The sequence below is a fragment of the Methylocaldum sp. genome, assembly GCF_035627495.1.
Classification (GTDB): Bacteria; Pseudomonadota; Gammaproteobacteria; order Methylococcales; family Methylococcaceae; genus Methylocaldum.
Genome location: NZ_DASPLO010000012.1, coordinates 1 through 13,601, shown reverse-complemented (window position 1 = coordinate 13,601; position 13,601 = coordinate 1). Strand labels below are relative to the sequence as shown.

The following is a 13,601-nucleotide window of genomic DNA, read 5'->3' as shown; positions in this document are numbered from 1 at the left end:
TTTCGCCCTTGGATGTCGCACGTTCAAACCGCGCTCCGGGCGCTTGTCGAAGGCCGCGACACCTTCGCGAAGCCCCAGGCTGACGCCGTGGCTTATCAGCCTTTCGGCGGCGTAACCGGCCATTTCCGGATCGAGCGGCGGCAACACCTGATCGGCCATTTCCAGACCGATGAATCCCCCACCCACGATTAACGCGTGCGAGGCATTGGCCACCGCAGCCTTATGCTGGCGTATCAGGATCGGAATCAGCTTTTCGTGGCCACGGCATAAATGACGTTCGTCTCTATGGCGCTTACCCGCTCCTGGTGAAGGCGGAACAGATTGCCCTCGCGCACTCGGGCGAAGGTCTCGGCATCCAATTGCTCCAGGGTGCCCCGGTAGCCGCTGCCCATAGCGATGGCCCACCAGTCGTCCGGCGCGTTCAAGGGATGAGTGCCGGGTTCCGCGACGATGTTCGCAGTGTGTACACCCGCGTCCGCAAGCATTTCGCGTAAGCCGGACGGTTCGGAAATGCGGTCCCAGGGATTGAAGCTGCGATGGAGATCGGGCCGTTCCTGGCGGATGAGATCCCAGAAAGCGCCGTTGGCCGGCTCGAAGAGCTTAGGTCCCCAGGTGGTGATGGCCAGACGGCCGCAGGGGCGGACCATGCGCCATAACTCCCTGGCCGCTGCAGCCATGTCCGGAACGAAGAAGATGCCGAAGACGCAGACCACCGCGTCGAAACCGGCATCCGGATAGCCCAGGGCAAGCATGTCGCCGACCCGGAATTCGATGTTCTCCAAACCCCTGGCGTTCGCCTTGGCTCGAGCCAAGGCAATCAGGTTTTCCGCAAGATCGGCCGCGACCACGTTGCCATTCGGGCCTACCCGTTCCGCCGCAGGCAATGCGGAACCCCCGCTTCCGGAACAGACATCCAGCACCCGTTCGCCGGGAAGAAGGTTGATCCGCTCTACGGTTTGTTTTCCGAAGCGGTGCCAAAAGGAACTGACGGGATGGTCGAAATAGTCGGCTGCGGCGTTGTAGGCTCTGGCGGCTCGGGCTTTTGCTTCTTTCAGGTCATTCATGAGAGTCTTTCCGCGATTGGTTCGGCGGCTCGGTCGCCGGGCGTGAAATATTTTTGCCTGAAGTAAAGGGCCACCTTGACCAGGCCGATCAGCACCGGAACCTCCACCAGAGGGCCGATGACCGCGGCGAAGGCCTGCCCCGACTGGAGACCGAAAACCGCCACGGCCACGGCGATGGCCAATTCGAAATTATTGCTGGCGGCGGTGAACGACAGGGTGGTGCTGATGCGATACCCGGCTCCCGCCTTGGCCGACATGTAAAACGTGGCCAAGAACATGATGATGAAATAGAGGACCAGGGGGATGGCGATGCGCGCCACATCCAGGGGCAGCTGCACAATGTATTCGCCCTTGAGCGAGAACATCACCAGGATGGTGAACAAGAGGGCGATTAGGGTTAGAGGGCTGATCTTGGGGATGAATTTTTCCTCATACCACTGCCGGCCTTTGCGCCGCACCAGAAAAAAACGGGTGAGCATGCCGCCGAAAAAAGGAATTCCCAGATAGATCAACACGCTTTCGGCGACCTGGAGAATGGTGATCGATACTTCGAGGCCCGATGCGATTCCCAGCCAGTCGGGCAGGACGGTGACGAAAACATAGGCGTAGAGGGAAAAGAACAGCATCTGAAAGATGGAGTTGAACGCCACCAGCCCCGCGCAATATTCGGTATCGCCCCGGGCCAGATCGTTCCAGACCAGGACCATGGCGATGCAGCGGGCGAGGCCGATGATGATCAGGCCCACCATGTATTCCGGGTAGTCCCGAAGAAACAGGATGGCCAGCGCGAACATCAGGATCGGGCCGATCACCCAGTTCTGGATCAGGGAGAGCGTCAAGACCTTGAGGTTCTTGAAGACCTGGGGCAGTTCCTCGTAGCGCACCTTGGCCAGCGGCGGATACATCATCAGGATGAGGCCGATGGCGATGGGAATGGAAGTGGTTCCCACCTGAAACCGGGTCAGCCATTGGGTGACGCCGGGGACGAAATAGCCCAGCGCGACCCCGCCCGCCATGGCCACAAAAATCCACAGCGTCAGAAACCGCGCCACGAAATCCAGCCGCTTGCGGGACTCGCGGGCTGAAGCTGGCGGGTGAAGAGTCCGGTCGGAATTGATGGATATTTCTTTGTTCATGACGGTAGCTCTCAAGCTATTCAAAGGGTTCCCGCGCCGATCCGATTCAGCGCCTCGGTCAGTTCGGACCGGGACATCGTTTCCACCGGCAGCGCCAGCAGTTGGCGGATACGCTTCTCCAGGGCGGAATAAGTCGCCTCGAAAGCGGCCTCGATGACTTCGGGATTGCCGGTGACGTGGGCCGGGTCGGGCAAGCCCCAATGACCCCGAACGGCCGATCCCAGGTAAACCGGGCAGGTTTCCCCCGCCGCCGAATCGCAGACCGTAATCAGGATATCGATCGGCGTCTCTTCGAGCGCATCCCAAGACTTGCTGGCATAGCCTTCGGTCGGCAGACCGTGACGCGACAGCGTTGCCAGGGCGTTCGGGTTGACCCGGCCGGTCGGATGGCTCCCGGCGCTGAAGGCGCGCAAGCGGCCCTTCCCTAAGTGGTTGATCAGAGCTTCGCCGAGGATGCTGCGGCAGGAATTGCCGGTGCAGAGAACGAGAACATCGAGCGGACGCGGGTTCACGTACGGATTCCTTGTTGGGAGGGGTTGCAACAGTTCGAAGCGGATTTGAGTTGTATGGCCGTGTCTTCGCCGAACATCGGGATGGTGCTCAACGAGTGAAAGGCCTCCCAGGCGATGCCTTGGGGATCGACCGTCCAGTATTTGTCGGATTGGGCATAGCAGCAGGCCGCCTGCTTCTGCGCCGCGACCGGCAAGGCGGCGGTTGTCAGCCCTTGTTGCACCGCTTCCAATTCTTCGGTGGATTCGACCTGTATCCCCAAATGATCCAGGCCAGATTTGCTTCCCCGTGCGGAGATGGCGAAGTTGATGCGCGGATCGTCCAGCATCCACTTGGCATAGTCGGTTTCCCGGACGCTGGGCTCGGTTTGGAATAAGGCGCTGTAGAAACGGATGTTCTTTTCGAGATCATCGACGGCGATGTGGACATGGAATCTTTTCATGGCGAATGCTCCGATAAGTAAAATTTGCGGCTCTCTTGATTTCACTCATGTGGCAGCGGCGTCTGCCGGCATTTCGGTCAGTGCCCGCAAGCGTTCGGCGCCGACTGGCTCCTCTTCCTGAAGCGCGACCACCGCGTAGCGCACGGCGTGCCCGGCGGCTACCTCCTCGATCTGCGCGCGTTCGTTCAGCGCCCGTTGTCGCAGCAGCGGCGAGCGGGTCTGGGCGGCGGCGAGGCTCTGATTGACGATCCAGGCCCAAGGCTCGATGCCGGCGCGTTCGAGGTCAGCCTGGAGGTTGGCCGCTTCCAGCACCGGCGTCGTTTCCGCCAGGGTGATGATGATTACCCTGGTCTGTTCCGGGTCCTGCAGCCGCATCATCGGCGTGGTGTAGTGCAGGCTCGTGGCATTCATCTGGCGGGTGACCTCGCGGTGGTAGGCTCCCGTCGCGTCGAGCAGCAGCAGGGTGTGGCCGGTGGGTGCCGTGTCCATCACCACGAACTTTCGGCCCGCCTCGCGGATGATGCGCGAGAAAGCCTGGAAAACGGCGATTTCCTCGGTGCAAGGCGAGCGCAGATCCTCTTCGAGTAAGGCGCGGCCTTGTGCGTCGAGGGTGCTGCCCTTGGTTTCCAGCACGTGCGCACGGTAGCGTTCGGTCTCGGCCTGGGGGTCGATGCGGCTCACCGCCAGGTTGTCGGGCACGTTGGGCAGCGTCTCGGCCAGATGCGCAGCCGGATCCGAGGTGGTGAGATGCACTGGCAGTCCGCGCCGCGCCAGCGCCACGGCGATGGCCGCGGCCAGAGTGGTCTTGCCCACGCCGCCCTTGCCCATGAGCATCACCAAGCCATGGCCGTCGGCGGCTATAGGCTCGACCAGGCTGTTCAGGTCGGGGGCGTTCAGTATCCACGATGCCCCATGGACGGGTGTTGATAGCGATGATTCAGGAGTCAACAAGCGGCGAAGCGCGTCTACCCCGACGAGATTGAAGGGCTTGAGCGCGACCTGATCGCGGGGCAGTGCCTGCAACGACTCGGGAATTTCGGCCAGGGTGACCTGTTCGCGGCGCACGATGGCGGCGGCGAGCGGATCGTCCTCGGCCTCGCCGGGCGGCAGGATGCCGTTGATCACCAGATGCTGCTGCGTCAGCCCGATGGCGGCGAGTTCCTCATGGGTGCGCGCCACTTCCCGCAATGTGGCTTGCTGGGCGCGGGCCACTAGGATCAGCCGGGTGCGGTTGGAATCGGCCAAGGCTTCCACCGCCGCCTTGTATTGCGCCCGCTGTTTTTCCAGACCGGCCAGCGGACCGAGACACGAGGCGTCACCCTTGCCCGCTTCCAGAAAGCCGCTCCAGGCTCCCGGCAGTTGCAGCAAGCGGATGGTGTGCCCGGTCGGCGCCGTGTCGAACACGATGTGATCGTAGCCCGCCACCAGAGCGGAATCGGTCAGCAGCGCCGTGAATTCATCGAAGGCGGCGATTTCGGTCGTGCAAGCGCCGGAGAGCTGTTCCTCGATCCCCTTGACGATGGCGTCGGGCAAGACGCCGCGCACCGGGCCGACGATACGGTCGCGGTAGCCCTGCGCCGCCGCCTGCGGGTCGATTTCCAGGGCGGAGAGGCCCGGAACGGCGTCCAGCGGCGTCATGCGGTTGCCGATCGTGACGCCGAACACCTGCCCCACATTGGAGGCCGGATCGGTGCTGACGAGCAAGACGCGTTTGCCGCTTTCCGCCAGTTGAATCGCCGTGGCGCAGGCCATCGATGTCTTGCCGACGCCGCCCTTGCCGGTGAAGAACAGGAAGCGCGGAGGCTGTTCGAGGAACGTCGTGTTCGTCATTGCAATATCTTAGCCGCGGCAACTCTGTACAACGGGAAGCTCGACCGGGTCTCCTTCGAGAAAACGGTGTGCCAGTTGCAGCATCGCTTTTGCGGGTGTCTCCTTCACACTCTGGGCAGTTTTCACGGCGCGCATCATGTCCTCGCGCGAGACACCCAGCTTCTTGGCCTGCTGAAAGTGGTACTTGAAACATGGCTCGCAGTTGGCTGAGATAGCAGCACCGATCGCAACGAGCTCGGCGACGGCGTCCGTGTAAATACTTGGTGCAGGCGTTCCCATGCCCACGCCTGACAGACACGCCAATTCCTCTCGGGCCGGATATCTCCCCTTGCTGCCAATCTGACCGTCCACCAGGATCAGAGGCAGGCATTCGTTACCTTCTTTCTCCAGCGAAGCTTTCACGACGGGGTTCGCCGCAAACGCCTGAGGGACTTGGGACAGGTTATAGCGGGCGACCTCCACGCCTTGTTCGGACAACCACTGGAAATCGGCGGCGAACTGCACGAGGACGGGATCCACCTCGACACCGCACACGCCGGTGCTGCAGCACATGGCCGGTTCGTAAATTTCTAGCTTTTTCATCCGGGTATCTCCTAAGTTAAACAAGTGGCTGATGCGTGGAAAATCTCTGCTTCAGGTCTCGACTACGCGCCCGATCTCGCGGACTTTTTGTTCCAGCGCGAGCCGCTCCAAGCTTGCGGGATTGAGACTCGTGAACAAGGAGACGCGCCGATGGAGAACGGCGAATGCCTTGCTGAAGGCCAGGCGTTTCTCGCCATCCGAACCGGCGACCGCTGCCGGATCGGGCACACCCCAATGGGCCGTGATCGGCTGTCCTGGCCAGGCCGGGCACACCTCTCCCGCCGCGTTGTCGCAGACGGTGATGACGAAATCCAGGACCGGTGCCGCCGGTCGAGCGAATTCATTCCAGCTCTTGCTCCGCGCGCCCTCGGTGGGAATTCGCTCTTTTTCCAATCTTTCCAGGGCGAATGGGTTGACCGTTCCCGTCGGGTGACTGCCCGCGCTGAAGGCATGGAAATGATCCGAACCCATGGTGTTCAGCAAGGCTTCCGCCATGATGCTGCGCGCCGAGTTACCGGTACACAGGAAAAGGACATTGAAGGTTTTTTCACTCATGCCTGGGTCTCCTCGATGCTGGTGCAGTCGGATGTGGCGGTCGGCTTGCAGGGCTTGCCGCCGCAGCAGTTTTCGGTCAGAAAGCCGAGCAGCTCGTTCATGGTCCGGAAATTCGCCGAATAAATGACGTAACGGCTTTCCTGCCGGGACGAAACGAGATCGGCGTGGGCGAGTTCCTTCATGTGGAAGGAGAGCGAAGAGGGCGGAATGCCCAGCGCCTCGCTGATTTTCCCGGCGGATAGGCCTTCAGGCCCGGCCTGCACCAACAAGCGGAAGATAGCCAAGCGGGAATCTTGGGCGAGCGCTGCAAGCGCGGTGACTATAAATTTAATTTCCATGGTTCAATTATTATAGAAACATAAAATAACAGCAAGCGTTATTTACGCCTGAAAGGTTCAGGGGCCGCTCTGATCCGCGTAATCGTGTCCTACATATTTCAGAGTTGTGTTTTAGCGGGAAGCCGATACCCGCGGAAAGCCCACCTTCTAGGTGGCAACCCCGAGAACGACCGACCCCGCCTTGAACACGGCGTACGCCGTATCGCTTCCGCGGAGTCCCATCGAATCCATGCTTTCATTGGTTATCGTAGCGGCTACCGAGTCGCCCCCCGCCAGTTCGATCACGATCTCGGAATTCACCGCGCCTTTTTGAATGCGTTTGACCGTGCCTTTCAACTGATTGCGCGCCGACAGGCGGTATCCGCCGAAATCCTTGACGATCATGACCAGCGGGGCCTTGATCAGGGCTATCACGTCGTCACCGTTTCTGATGCCGAGCGACTCCGCCGATTCCTTGGTGATGGACGACACGATGGTGTCACCGCCCTTGAGACCGATGCACACCTCCACGGTGACCGCGCCGGTGCGGATATCGGTCACTTTGCCGAAGAACTGGTTACGCGCGCTTGCTTTCACGTTTAATCTCCTGAATAAGAAAACGAGATTCGGGTTGTCCGCCAATTGCCGATTTTTCGAATCCAGGAAGCGGCGGTGCTCTTCCTGTAGTCTGGTAAAGAGTTCCAATAATTCCCGGCCGCCGCCAGTGAGCTTCGTGCCGCCTCCGTGCCGGCCGCCGACTGCGGTGGAAACCAGAATTCGGGGAGAAAGGTTGTTGGCCCGCTCCACCATTTCCCAAGCGCCTTTATAGCTCAAGCCGACATCTTTGGCCGCCCGGTTGATCGAACCGGTCTTCTCGATTGCCGCGAGCAGCCGAAAGAGGCGCTCATTGAGGCCGCCGGCGAGGCGCAATTCGCCCTCTACCAAGGAGGGCGGATCGACTTTCTCGGGACTTGGATTCGTCATTAATCGATGGCCTTTCATGAACTGGGTCGCGAGGTACGGCCGGGATTCCGATCCACTTTCATCACGATCGGATTGAATGCCTTGGAAACCAGCATTACCGTGTCGCCGACTTGGATATCCTGCATTTCTTGCGCAGTGGCGATCACTTGCACCACCCGGTTACCGATCAGGATCGAGAGAGTGAATACGACGTCGTTGCGATCGATCGCGAGCACTTCGCCGGTAAACTGAAATTTCCCGCTGATCCGGCGATTGCTGAAAACCTCGGCGGGTCGGCCGCGGACAACCGCTTGGCCGCCCTCGATGACGATGACCTGATTGGACAGCCTGTAGACTTCGCCGAGATCATGGCTGACCATCAGCGTGGTCATGTGCAAATGGCGGTGTATTCCCAGGATTTCATTCTGAAGACGGAGCCGGGTTTCACCGTCCAAGGCGGAAAGCGGCTCGTCGAGCAGCAATAGCCGAGGTCTACGGGCCAAAGCCCGCGCCAGCGCTACCCGCTGCTGTTGTCCCCCGGACAGGGTGGCCGGAAGACGCCGTTCCAGCTCCTTGATGCCCATTAGGTTCAAGAGTTCATCCACATAGTGCTCGTCTTTAGGGTCCGCCAACGCGATGTGGAGGTTCTCGCGCACGCTCAGATTGGGAAAGAGGGCATAATCCTGGAACACAAAACCGACTCCGCGTTTCTGGGGCGGGACGTTGATGCGTCGGTTCCGGTCGAACCACACCTCGCCGCCTACGACGATTCTTCCGTGATCGGGCTCCGTCAGCCCGGCGATGCAGCGCAAGCAGGTGGTTTTTCCCACGCCTGATCGCCCGAATAAGGTCAGAAACTGTCCTGTCTCGACTTCGAACTCGAGATTCAGCGTCACGTTCCCTTCCGCCGTGTGCAGGTGTTTTCGCAGCGACAGCTCCAGCATCAGAGCGGTCTCAATGCGCGTTTATTGAAGAAAAACACCGCGAGCAGGATCGAAAAGCTGACCGCGAACAGAATGAACGCATAAAAGTTGGCGGCTGAGTAATTGAGGGATTCAACCTCGTCATAAATGGCGATGGACGCTACTTTGGTCACGCCGGGAATACTGCCGCCCATCATCAGCACGACTCCGAACTCGCCGATAGTATGGGCGAAGCTGATTACTACCCCGGCAAGCAAGGACGGCTTAATGTTCGGCAGAAGAATACGTATCAATGTCTGCCATTTGGACAGCCCCAGCGTATAAGCCGCTTCCATGAGGCTGCGCGGCAGGTTCTGAAAACCCGACTGCACCGGGTGGACCATGAACGGCATGCTGAAGAGCACGGAGGCTACCACCAGCCCTTCGAAGCTGAACACCAGCCGCAGCCCCAGCGTGTCATCCAAAAAGCGGCCGAAGGCGTTTTTCGGACTGAAGGCAAGCAGGAGATAGAATCCGAGCACCGAAGGCGGCAGAACCAATGGCATGGCGACCAGGGTTTCCACCACGGCCTTGAGGCGGAAGCGGCCGAAAGCCAGCCAGTAACCGAGGGGCACACCGATGAGGATCAATATCGCCGTCGTGACCGTGGCGAGCTTGAGGGTGAGGATCAAAGGTTGCCAGTCATAGGCCATGGGTCGCCTCCCCAAGCATCACTTCGTTGGCCTTGATCAGGGCTTCGACATGATCGCCCACGGTCAGCTCCAGGCGGTCGATAGCCCGGCTGGTAATAATGGAGATCAGTCGATGTCCTTTATAGTCCAGTTCCACCTCGGCCAGCAGTTCGCCCTTGTTGATGTTTCGTACCACGGCTTTCAAACGATTGCGCAGGCTCAGGCGGCCCGAAAGCCCCTTGGCGAGGGAGACCTCCGTTTCCTTGAACATCACCGAGACATCTCCTCCCACGGTCAGATAAGGCGCGGTTGCCGGCGTTTCGACCATAATGGCGGTCAGGGTATCCTCCGCCACCGCCACATCTACCAGGGAGATGCCCCCTTGACTGGCGATGGCGGTAATCCGGGCCGGGAGCCGATTCATGGTAGAAGATGACCCAAGCGGGTGAAAATGGCTCGCGCCATGGGCGAGGACAAAAAGTCGTAAAACCGATGCGAAGCCGCTCTGTGGTGAATCTGACCGTGCTTGAGGATCATTACGCCCTGGCCGAACGCTAACCACAAGCAAACGAGCAGCAATCCGGGTTTCATCTCTTTCATTGCGATGACCTCCTGCTTTCGGGCTCGGCGGCGCCAGGCAAAGCTTCGCCCGGCAGAATGAAGCCGTAGCTGCGGAAGATGGCGCGGGCCGGCTCGCTGGCGACGAAATCGGCGAAAGCGCCGGCTAACGCATTTTTCTCGGCTCTCTTGAGGAGGACGTAAGCTTGGTCGAGGGGTTCGTGCAGGGTTTCGGGAATGAGGTAGTACCCGCCTTTTGCCGTGAGGCTAGGGCTTACCGCGAGCGACAGGGCGATGAGGCCGACGTCCGCTGCCCCGGTTTCCGCGAACTGCGCCGTCTGCGCGATGTTTTCGCCGAATACCAGCTTGTTCTGTACTTTGGTCCAAAGACCGGCATTTTCCAAGGCTTCCTGAGCACGCTGGCCGTAAGGCGCATGTTTGGGATTGGCTATGGCGATTTGCTTGATCCTGGGGTCGGCCAGGTCCTGAAGCGTCATCTTGCCGGCATTCATGTTCGCGCTCCAGAGAACGATGCGGCCGCGGGCGTACATCCGCACCTCGGAAGCGGTCAAGCCCTGTTCCTTGAGCTTTTCGGGAAACTTGACGTCGGCCGAAAAGAAGATGTCGAAAGGCGCTTCGTGAGCGATTTGTTCGTAAAACTTGCCCGATGAGCCGGTGACGAGATCCACCATCGCCTCAGGATGTTGGTCTTTGAAGGCTTTCACGACCTCGTCCATTGCATACTTGAGATCTGCCGCGGCGGCGATGGTGAGCCTGACCGGCTCGGCGCCCTGGGCAGAGTGGCCTATGGTCAGCAGAAGGAGCAAAAAAATCAACAAAAAACGATTCATGGCTGAATTCCCAATGGATTGAAAAGATCGAGGTTTTTCACAACTGTCCCGATTTTCGAGTCGTGGATCAGAACTGGTACTGAAACCGGGTCAGGAACAATTTTTCGGTCGGACGATCCCGGTCCCGGGCTGCGCCGCTGTCAAAATAAGTCTGGGCGTAATCGGCCATGAACTTGATATTGCCGTTGATATACCAGTTCAAGCCGAGCGCCCACTCGGTGGCTTTGCTGGCCGATGTGGATGGATTGACGAAGACCCCGTTGAATTTGAAGGTATCGTCGTCCACATCCAGTTCGCCCCAGCGGGCGGCGATCTGGAAAGCGCCCCAGGTGCCGGCGAAGGGGGCGAAGTTCCGGGCCGGTTTGATCCCGAAGAACGAGTTCCTTTCGCCGGTCAGCACATAAGAGCTCTGCACTTGCCAAGCGGTATTGTCCTGGCGCGCGGTCCTGGTTCTCGTGCTATTGGCCAGGCGTTGCGATGAAATGACGTACTCGGTCAGCAGTCCGAACGGTCCCCAGTACCAATAAGCCTGGGGCGTGACACGGTAGGCGTCTCCGGAAGCGGTGATATTCGGGTTATAAGTCAGGAAGGCCTGCTGTCCGGCCGAAACCAGATTGTTCAAGCTGTTCCGCCTGGGCTGCCCCCAACTGCCGGCAATGCCGACGCCCAAGCCTTCCAAAGCCGGGATGCCGCTGTGCAGGAACGGATGGGAAAAAAGACGGCCGGCGAATTCCTTGTTGTCTTCCCGCTCGCTGTCCGTGTTTCCCCCGTCGCGGGCACCATTGAAGACGCCCAGTTGATACCCTAAGAACTCCCGGAACACCGGCAATATCGTGTACTGCGTGCTATAGCCGGGATAGGGAATCTGGCCGTGCAGCATCACGCCGATGTCTCGCGCCGGAGTCAGGTTCTGGGTCAAGGCGCGCTCGACGAACGCGATATTGGGCGCCCCTTGCTGGCGTTCCAGGCCGTTGACCGGCGGTCTGAATTTACCCGCCATCAGACTGGCGTACGGAAAATAGTGTAGATCGGCGAAGGCGTCGAAGAGGCGCAGATTGCCTTGGCCGAAATCAGGCGAAAAACGGAAATCCGCCCATTTGAAGAAGGTGCCGTCGATGGTCAGGCGGGCGCGGCGGATGGTGAACTTGTCTGGAATCGTGTCGCCGGACGAATCATCCATGAAGAAGTTGCCGTCGGCCTGGGCATAGGCGCGGAGGCTCAGGCGATAGTTCTCGTCGGCGGATTTGATGACCAGGCCGTTGCCGTTCATATCGATTTTAGGCGCATTCTTCGCCGCTTCCGCTGTCGCCTTGCGATCCAGCTCGATTTTTTTCTCTAGCGTGGCGACCTTGTCGTTCAGCGCCTTCACCTCGCCACCAGGCACGGCAACAGGGAGGCTCGTCGGATTCGTTTCCTGCGTCTTCGCAGCGATCTGTTTGCGGAGTTGTGTATTTTCCTTTTCCGATTGTTCCAGGCGATCTTCCATTTCCATAAGGCGCCGCTCCATCGCCTGCATGCGTTCCTCCATGGTGGCCGCCGAAGCGCCGTCAGGCGCGACAAGGAGTAAGCCGTGACAAGCGACGGCGAGCGCTGTTTTTGTTTTTATCGTCACGAGATGTTTCCCCAATTGGTTTTGCCGGTAAGCTGCGACAGCACTTTCCACGAAGTCTCCGATCGCGATGATCGTTATTACTGTGTAGTAATAACGAAGATCAAGCAAAAGCGGGGCCAAAATTGGGGTAACTAGATCGGCGAGCGCGGACTGCCTGGTAATGGCTTGCTTAGGATTTGGCCGCCAATAACATCCCGTTCTACTCGAAAACGATTGTAGGATGGGTAGAGCGAAGCGAAACCCATCGATGGTGGGCTAGGCGCGCACGGCCACGAACCATGCCATGGCCGCAGGACTCTCCGCGCGCCGTAACCCACCGGTTCCGCGGCCTTGCCTGGTGGGTTACGGCGCGCGGAAACACCACAGGAACTTTCCAGATTCGGTGCGGTGCGCGCCTAACCCACCTACACCAGCAACATGAATCGGAACGTTGTTTTCGGCCATATTCTTACCGTGACAACCACAAACCTGCATGCATATTGTTGAATGTCCGATGGAAATGCGTTTTCAGTCACGGTTTATCGTCCTGCTAGCATGCCGCTATATATAAATATACATACCGATGCGAAGCGCTTGAACGGCAATTGTCAGTGGATACTGCGGCTAAAGGAATGTCGGGTTTCGCACAAATAGCGACTGTCATGTTGCACGCAATCGGACAAAGGAGAGCTATGCGCTTTAGGCCGTAAGGCGCGAACTTGGCTAAGCTTTCGGGCACCGGAACCGGCGTTGTTGCCTGCCGGTGCCCTGAGTGCTTTTTCCATAGGAGATATCTGTGAACAAGATCGGTAAGTTCGGTGTCGTGGGGCTTTTGTTGATCGCGGGCGGCGTGTCCGCCGTTGCCGCGGAAGAAATGCCCACGCCCAAAGTGTTTCGCGACGCTCCGGCCCAAAAGGGTCAATGGCGCATGGAGATTCTCAAGTTCGACGGCATGGAAGACAACGGAGAGGGCGCAAGCGCCATGCCGAAGAGCATGACGATGTGCATGGACAGCCTCATGGACATGGCCAAGAAGAGCGAGCAGCAGCAGGGTCCCAAAGCTTGTCGCGGCAAAATTCTCGAAAACACGGACAATCGCGCCGTTTATGAGACCACGTGCGAGGATAGCGGCGTCTATCGCAGCACCATAACCCGCGAGGGACCTCGTTCATTCGTCATCGAAGCCAATGGCAAGGGCGCGGAAGGCTCGTTCGCCATGACCTCGCGTTACACCTATGAAGGGCCTTGCCAGGGAAACAGCGGGAAACCGGTGGTCAGCTTCGATAAGAACAGCGAGGCCTGCAAGGCGATGAAAGCGCAGATGGTCCAGATGGACCCGAAGAAAGCCTGCGCCGGCGCAACGGGGGATGCTCGCCGGACATGCGAACAGCAGATGGCGCAATCGCTCGCTCAGCTTAAAAGTATGTGTGAATAGGCGAGGTTTCTTGGGGGCGGGACTTTCCTTGGTTGTAGATACTGTTATCCGGGTCAAGCGCCATGCAGGGCTGGATCGAAGGGTTTTTCGGATTTGAGGACGCCGAAGGCGACCTGCAAAAGCTTGCGCATCATGGCGCCGATGATGAGCTTGGCGGGTTTACCCGAAAGCGC

General features: G+C 59.3%; 17 protein-coding genes and 1 pseudogene. 2 read left to right on the top strand and 16 right to left on the bottom strand.

Going from position 1 to position 13,601, the window contains the following annotated elements; all coding sequences use genetic code 11:
- Nucleotides 1-12: 12 nt before the first annotated feature.
- On the top strand, nt 13-192 hold the full coding sequence (locus tag VEB01_RS01305) for a hypothetical protein (RefSeq protein ID WP_324872298.1): 180 nt from the start codon (nt 13-15) through the stop codon (nt 190-192).
- Nucleotides 193-245: 53 nt separating this feature from the next.
- Here the strand turns inward: VEB01_RS01305 and VEB01_RS01300 are convergent, their stop codons facing one another.
- From VEB01_RS01300 to VEB01_RS01230, 15 genes are all read right to left on the bottom strand, one after another.
- On the bottom strand, nt 246-1,064 hold the full coding sequence (locus VEB01_RS01300; protein WP_324872297.1) for a class I SAM-dependent methyltransferase: 819 nt from the start codon (nt 1,062-1,064) through the stop codon (nt 246-248).
- Nucleotides 1,061-2,200 (bottom strand): ACR3 family arsenite efflux transporter, encoded by a 1,140-nt coding sequence (gene arsB, locus VEB01_RS01295; protein WP_324872296.1) that lies wholly within the window; start codon nt 2,198-2,200, stop codon nt 1,061-1,063. Before arsB ends, VEB01_RS01300 begins: the two co-directional genes overlap by 4 nt.
- Nucleotides 2,201-2,220: 20 nt before the next feature.
- Entirely contained in the window at nt 2,221-2,712 is a 492-nt protein-coding gene (locus tag VEB01_RS01290) for an arsenate reductase ArsC (RefSeq protein WP_324872295.1), read from the bottom strand.
- Nucleotides 2,709-3,152: an ArsI/CadI family heavy metal resistance metalloenzyme gene (locus VEB01_RS01285; protein ID WP_324872294.1), complete on the bottom strand. Its 444-nt coding sequence runs from the start codon at nt 3,150-3,152 to the stop codon at nt 2,709-2,711. Before VEB01_RS01285 ends, VEB01_RS01290 begins: the two co-directional genes overlap by 4 nt.
- Nucleotides 3,153-3,197: 45 nt before the next feature.
- Nucleotides 3,198-4,982, bottom strand: a complete 1,785-nt coding sequence (gene arsA / locus VEB01_RS01280) for an arsenical pump-driving ATPase (RefSeq protein ID WP_324872293.1) — start codon at nt 4,980-4,982, stop codon at nt 3,198-3,200.
- Nucleotides 4,983-4,991: 9 nt separating this feature from the next.
- Nucleotides 4,992-5,564 (bottom strand): arsenite efflux transporter metallochaperone ArsD, encoded by a 573-nt coding sequence (gene arsD / locus VEB01_RS01275; protein WP_324872292.1) that lies wholly within the window; start codon nt 5,562-5,564, stop codon nt 4,992-4,994.
- A 51-nt stretch (nt 5,565-5,615) separates the two neighbouring features.
- A complete protein-coding gene (locus tag VEB01_RS01270; RefSeq protein WP_324872291.1) occupies nt 5,616-6,119 on the bottom strand; it encodes an arsenate reductase ArsC in 504 nt (167 codons plus the stop codon).
- Complete coding sequence (locus VEB01_RS01265) at nt 6,116-6,457, bottom strand: ArsR/SmtB family transcription factor (RefSeq protein WP_324872290.1); 342 nt, start codon at nt 6,455-6,457, stop codon at nt 6,116-6,118. The genes VEB01_RS01270 and VEB01_RS01265 overlap by 4 nt, the downstream gene beginning before the upstream one ends.
- 147 nt (nt 6,458-6,604) lie before the next feature.
- Nucleotides 6,605-7,420 (bottom strand): TOBE domain-containing protein, encoded by an 816-nt coding sequence (locus VEB01_RS01260; protein ID WP_324872289.1) that lies wholly within the window; start codon nt 7,418-7,420, stop codon nt 6,605-6,607.
- A 14-nt stretch (nt 7,421-7,434) separates the two neighbouring features.
- Nucleotides 7,435-8,343, bottom strand: a complete 909-nt coding sequence (locus VEB01_RS01255; RefSeq protein ID WP_324872288.1) for an ATP-binding cassette domain-containing protein — start codon at nt 8,341-8,343, stop codon at nt 7,435-7,437.
- Entirely contained in the window at nt 8,343-9,014 is a 672-nt protein-coding gene (gene modB / locus VEB01_RS01250) for a molybdate ABC transporter permease subunit (protein ID WP_324872287.1), read from the bottom strand. The genes VEB01_RS01255 and modB overlap by 1 nt, the downstream gene beginning before the upstream one ends.
- Nucleotides 9,004-9,417, bottom strand: a complete 414-nt coding sequence (locus VEB01_RS01245; RefSeq protein WP_324872286.1) for a TOBE domain-containing protein — start codon at nt 9,415-9,417, stop codon at nt 9,004-9,006. Before VEB01_RS01245 ends, modB begins: the two co-directional genes overlap by 11 nt.
- Nucleotides 9,414-9,593 (bottom strand): hypothetical protein, encoded by a 180-nt coding sequence (locus tag VEB01_RS01240; protein WP_324872285.1) that lies wholly within the window; start codon nt 9,591-9,593, stop codon nt 9,414-9,416. Before VEB01_RS01240 ends, VEB01_RS01245 begins: the two co-directional genes overlap by 4 nt.
- Entirely contained in the window at nt 9,590-10,402 is an 813-nt protein-coding gene (gene modA / locus VEB01_RS01235; protein ID WP_324872284.1) for a molybdate ABC transporter substrate-binding protein, read from the bottom strand. Before modA ends, VEB01_RS01240 begins: the two co-directional genes overlap by 4 nt.
- A 67-nt stretch (nt 10,403-10,469) precedes the next feature.
- Nucleotides 10,470-12,014 (bottom strand): porin, encoded by a 1,545-nt coding sequence (locus VEB01_RS01230; protein WP_324872283.1) that lies wholly within the window; start codon nt 12,012-12,014, stop codon nt 10,470-10,472.
- A 775-nt stretch (nt 12,015-12,789) separates the two neighbouring features.
- Between VEB01_RS01230 and VEB01_RS01225 the strand changes: the two genes are divergently transcribed.
- On the top strand, nt 12,790-13,428 hold the full coding sequence (locus VEB01_RS01225; RefSeq protein WP_324872282.1) for a hypothetical protein: 639 nt from the start codon (nt 12,790-12,792) through the stop codon (nt 13,426-13,428).
- A 53-nt stretch (nt 13,429-13,481) separates the two neighbouring features.
- Here VEB01_RS01225 and VEB01_RS01220 read toward each other — a convergent pair.
- Nucleotides 13,482-13,601, bottom strand: a pseudogene (locus VEB01_RS01220) (IS110 family transposase); the annotation flags it as partial.

Bases quoted from the DNA above. Each gene is read 5' to 3' on its own strand.
- VEB01_RS01270 (WP_324872291.1), bottom strand. From the start codon at position 6,119: ATGAGTGAAAAAACCTTCAATGTCCTTTTCCTGTGTACCGGTAACTCG.
- modB (WP_324872287.1), bottom strand. From the start codon at position 9,014: ATGGCCTATGACTGGCAACCTTTGATCCTCACCCTCAAGCTCGCCACG.
- VEB01_RS01245 (WP_324872286.1), bottom strand. From the start codon at position 9,417: ATGAATCGGCTCCCGGCCCGGATTACCGCCATCGCCAGTCAAGGGGGC.
- VEB01_RS01255 (WP_324872288.1), bottom strand. From the start codon at position 8,343: ATGCTGGAGCTGTCGCTGCGAAAACACCTGCACACGGCGGAAGGGAAC.
- modA (WP_324872284.1), bottom strand. From the start codon at position 10,402: ATGAATCGTTTTTTGTTGATTTTTTTGCTCCTTCTGCTGACCATAGGC.
- VEB01_RS01300 (WP_324872297.1), bottom strand. From the start codon at position 1,064: ATGAATGACCTGAAAGAAGCAAAAGCCCGAGCCGCCAGAGCCTACAAC.
- VEB01_RS01260 (WP_324872289.1), bottom strand. From the start codon at position 7,420: ATGACGAATCCAAGTCCCGAGAAAGTCGATCCGCCCTCCTTGGTAGAG.
- arsD (WP_324872292.1), bottom strand. From the start codon at position 5,564: ATGAAAAAGCTAGAAATTTACGAACCGGCCATGTGCTGCAGCACCGGC.
- arsA (WP_324872293.1), bottom strand. From the start codon at position 4,982: ATGACGAACACGACGTTCCTCGAACAGCCTCCGCGCTTCCTGTTCTTC.
- VEB01_RS01265 (WP_324872290.1), bottom strand. From the start codon at position 6,457: ATGGAAATTAAATTTATAGTCACCGCGCTTGCAGCGCTCGCCCAAGAT.
- VEB01_RS01240 (WP_324872285.1), bottom strand. From the start codon at position 9,593: ATGAAAGAGATGAAACCCGGATTGCTGCTCGTTTGCTTGTGGTTAGCG.
- VEB01_RS01305 (WP_324872298.1), top strand. From the start codon at position 13: ATGTCGCACGTTCAAACCGCGCTCCGGGCGCTTGTCGAAGGCCGCGAC.
- VEB01_RS01285 (WP_324872294.1), bottom strand. From the start codon at position 3,152: ATGAAAAGATTCCATGTCCACATCGCCGTCGATGATCTCGAAAAGAAC.
- arsB (WP_324872296.1), bottom strand. From the start codon at position 2,200: ATGAACAAAGAAATATCCATCAATTCCGACCGGACTCTTCACCCGCCA.